This window comes from Planktothrix sp. (assembly GCF_046067725.1).
Classification (GTDB): domain Bacteria; phylum Cyanobacteriota; class Cyanobacteriia; order Cyanobacteriales; family Microcoleaceae; genus Planktothrix.
On sequence record NZ_JBJUDF010000164.1, the window covers coordinates 1 to 4,159 of the forward strand.

Consider the following 4,159-nt stretch of genomic DNA (forward strand, 5'->3'; position numbering starts at 1 on the left):
CTATGCGAATCATGGAGAAGTCAAATTAAGAATTTCCGCCCGTGCAGATTCTCAAGAAATCGCCCAACAATTAATCATACCCGTCGAAACTCAACTGCGAGAAATTGCAGGACTTGATTGTTATGGGGCGGATGATGAAACCTTAGCTTCAGTGGTCGGGCGGTTATTACAACATCATCAGGAAACCTTGAGTGTGGCAGAATCTTGTACTGGTGGGGGGTTAGGGCAAATGCTAACGGAAATTCCGGGGAGTTCAGAATATTTTCTAGGCGGTGTGATTGCCTATGATAATGGGGTGAAAGTATCTGTGTTAGGGGTCAACTCCGATGATTTAGACCAACAGGGCGCAGTCAGTGCCATTGTCGCTCAACAAATGGCCTTGGGAGTGAAAACCCTGTTGAAGACCACCTGGGGTTTAAGTATTACAGGCATTGCAGGGCCAGGAGGAGGAACGGCCACAAAGCCTGTCGGACTGGTTTATATTGGTTTAGCTTCACCCAACGGTCAGGTCGAAAGCTTAGAATGCCGTTTTGGTCAAACAAGGGGGCGGGACTGGATACGTCGTGTCAGTGCTAGTACGGCTCTTGACCTTTTGCGTCGTCGTTTGATGGAGTGAAGACAATCGTTAAAAGTTAATCACCAAAAGCTATTGCTTAAGTTTGTAAAGATTTGTTATGATAAAGCAGGTAAACTTTAATTCCAAACCAAATCACAAATTGAAAAAATTGATAAGATGTAATTAGTGCAGCCTATCTCACGTCCTAGTTGAGTCAGCCTGTATAACATCGGTATCATCATTAAACCCCGTTTCAATTCATCCTAAATGCTTTTGTTCTAGGAGAGGATTTAAGCTGTAAAATTCTCTAAATTCCTGAAAATGCTCTAGGAATGTCATGTTATAAAACCCTTAAAATTTTACAAACTTGTATTGAATTTTAAGCGGGAGGTAACATAATAAAATAAAAAATATCTCGGAGATCTGTGTTCAGTATAAAACTTGCTGCCCCCTAGCAAGCCTGAGTTTAGAGTGATAAGCCGAATTTGGCTGAACACTCAATTGAGTTAAACCTTCAGTCAAGTTGCGTAGGCAGTTTACAACGAGGAGCAATTGGTTCAATGGACTACATTGATAAAATACTGGAAAAATTAAAAGAATGGGCGCGTGAGCTAATTGATGCCTTATTAGGCCCTGCGGCTCAACCGGAAGCGGAGCCAATTCCTGTACCAGTAGATGAACCCCGCCGTCGGAGGTAGTCGATTTAACGTTTGATAAAGGTTACTCCGTTGCTAAGTCTTTTGATATTGCATGGCCCTAACTTAAATTTGTTAGGTCAGCGTGAACCCGAAATTTACGGGAAAACAACGTTAGACGGAATTAATCGAATGTTGGAGCACGAAGCCCAGTTGCTTGGTGTTAAACTTTCGATTCTTCAGTCTAACTATGAAGGTGCTTTGGTGGATGCAATTCACTCCGCATTCGGGCAACACCAAGGCTTATTAATTAATGCTGGAGCCTATACTCACACCAGTATTGCCCTTCGAGATGCCATCTCAGGGGTTGGAATTCCAACCGTTGAGGTACATTTGAGCAATATTTATCGTCGAGAAGCGTTCCGGCATCATTCTTTGATCTCATCCGTCGCCATCGGGCAAATTAGTGGATTTGGAGCCGAAAGTTATCGTTTGGGACTTCAAGCTTTAGTTCACCATTTGCATGATCACAAAGCTTGAGAATTAGCTTCATGAACCAAGATTCACTCGAAAGTCAATTTCAGGGGGCGGTTTTAGGGGCTACCATCGGTTATGAATTGGGTCAACGGGGAAAGATCGGAAATGCTCGAAAATCGATGTCTGACCTGCTATCCCCCAATTCATCGGTGCAGGGAGGGCTTGTCATTGCCCAAGGGATTCAAAGCTTAATCCAACGTCAAGGATTTGATCCTCTCGATTACTGGAAACCCGGAGAAACCCAAACCCAAATATCAGGGATAGAGCGGTTCAAGTCAGGGAGTGAATGGGCTTGGATGGGTTTACCCCTAGGGTTATTCTTTCATGACAATTTAAGTGCCTTACAATGCTTAGATTGGGAGGGGTTAGAAGCGGAAACTAATATTCAGGATGGGGTCTTAGCGATGGCTGGTGCGATCGCTTATATCCTGACTCCAAACTTAGAACTTGATCATCTCATTCCCAACTTATTACCCCGATTAGATCCAGAAACCCCCTTAACGGATCAATTAGAGCAGGTTCAAGCTTTATTGCAGCAAAAAGCAAGTTTAGAAATTGCGATTCGTCAATTGACTCAGAAGGTAAAAGTCAGTTCCTCCGAGAGATTTGATTCCCAGTTCGAGGCTGAAAACTGGACAGCCTTTGCCCTCGGCTTGTATTGTTTTCTGACCACACCCCAGGACTATTCCTTAACGGTTTTGCGAGCCGGACAAACGAACTACCAGCCAGAAATCACCGCCAGCATCGGTGGAGCCTTATGTGGGGCTTATCAAGGTTTATCAGGAATTTCTGCCAAATGGCGTTTAACCCTTCCAGAAAAACCCTTGTGGCTTGAAATTGACCCCAAGATTGAAAATAATTCTGTAGAATCCCAAAGCTGTGAAAGTAAATTGCTACAGTTAACTCATGACTTATTCGCCGTTTGGTCAGGAGTGTATCGCAAACAATGATCAATCCCGATTATAGATTCCCCATCAAAACAGTTTGCGATTTTTTGTGATAATCTCAGTTTTAGAGTGATATAGAGCAAAACACTGGGGCAGAGTACCATCTCGGCTACAAAATGGGAGACTTTTTTGGATGCTGTGGACTCAGAGAACCCATAATCCCTTCGTTTATAATGATGGGGAATATTGAACGGCTACTAAACCCTTGATCTAGCTTCAATGCAGATGAATACGCTCCATGCTCTGACGCAACAGATTGAACGGCTTTGTAGCCGCGCTCATCCCCCCTCTTCTTGTGCCAAGCCTTCCCAAACAATCCTATCCAGTTTGTTCTCGAGTGATCGGGCATCTTCTCGCCTTCAACCTCAACGCAGGAACATTAACAAAAATCCGGGTTCCTTAAGTAGTCCAACCTTTTTCTTAGTGGCGGTTGTTTCCTTAACCAGCGTCATGGGCGTGCGGTTTTATAACCAACCGAAACTAGATGTGGGTCGTGTCGCCCCAGAGACCATTTATGCTCCTTGGGATGCCAGTGTTCCCGATCTCAAAACCACCGATGAAAAGCGCAAAGAGGCAGAAATAGGAGCAATTCCGGTATTAGTTATTGACCGATCAATTAATCAAGACATTGATCAAACCATTCAAAGGGTTTTACAACAGGGAACCGATATGCGAAATATCGCCCAACCCTTTCCCTTTGTTAGTACCGGAATTTTATCGACTGAAGTTCAGCGTTATTTGCGGCGGGTTCAGGAACGAGAATGGCAAGATTTACTTGCCCAAGTAGAACAGGTGAGCGTACAAATTCCCTCCTATCTTCAAGCTAAAACCCCTAATAAAAAAACCGCAACAAAATTTGCCGATTGGCAACAAGCCCATTTAGAGGAAGTTCGACGACAAGCGTTAACGCAGTTGAAAACCTATCGGGGTCGTAGCAGTGCGATTGAATTTTCTCAATTAGTCTCTGATATTACTCAAGCTCGTTGGCGCTATGGGAAAGCGTTAAATGCTTTTGATCACGAAGGGTCAATTTATCCAGAAATTTTTTATAGTGAGTCTGTGTTGGAATGGACTGATGAAATCTGGTTAAAAACTCAAAAGGGAATTCATCAAATTAGTCAAGAAATTTTGACTCAAGGCATTGCGCCTGGTTTACCGGATCACGTTCTTAGACAAGCGATTGAGCTTCAAGTTCAAAATACAATTCCTACCGTACCGGAAAAATCAGAAAGCCAATTATTTGCCACTTATTTGTTAACTGAAATCCTCAAAATAAATTTAGTTGAAGATCCGATTGCAACTCGCCACCGGGCAGAATTAGTGGCGAAAAAAATTGAACCCGTCCTGGTCAATATTCATCAAGGGGAAGTCATTGTTGCTCAAGGGGAAAAAATTACGCAACAGGATTTTGTTTTATTAGATTATTTTGGTTTAAGTGAACGGGGAATTAACACAAAGGGATTAATCAGTTTTGTGGGATTGGT

Annotated in this window: 4 protein-coding genes and 1 pseudogene; all 5 read left to right on the forward strand. The window is 43.1% G+C overall.

Annotated elements, in window-relative coordinates; translation table 11 throughout:
* On the forward strand, positions 1-616 hold a 616-nt coding region (locus ACKPEB_RS09760), incomplete at its 5' end, for a nicotinamide-nucleotide amidohydrolase family protein (protein ID WP_408964688.1).
* Positions 617-1,041: 425 nt separating this feature from the next.
* Positions 1,042-1,254, forward strand: a complete 213-nt coding sequence (locus ACKPEB_RS09765) for a hypothetical protein (RefSeq protein ID WP_408964691.1) — start codon at positions 1,042-1,044, stop codon at positions 1,252-1,254.
* A 30-nt stretch (positions 1,255-1,284) separates the two neighbouring features.
* Entirely contained in the window at positions 1,285-1,731 is a 447-nt protein-coding gene (aroQ, locus tag ACKPEB_RS09770; RefSeq protein ID WP_408964689.1) for a type II 3-dehydroquinate dehydratase, read from the forward strand.
* Positions 1,732-1,742: 11 nt separating this feature from the next.
* Positions 1,743-2,678, forward strand: coding sequence for an ADP-ribosylglycohydrolase family protein (locus ACKPEB_RS09775; RefSeq protein ID WP_408964690.1), 936 nt, complete (start codon positions 1,743-1,745; stop codon positions 2,676-2,678).
* Between the two features lie 216 nt (positions 2,679-2,894).
* Positions 2,895-4,159 (forward strand): annotated as a pseudogene (locus tag ACKPEB_RS09780) (hypothetical protein); the annotation flags it as partial.

Bases quoted from the DNA above. Each gene is read 5' to 3' on its own strand.
- ACKPEB_RS09775 (WP_408964690.1), top strand. From the start codon at position 1,743: ATGAACCAAGATTCACTCGAAAGTCAATTTCAGGGGGCGGTTTTAGGG.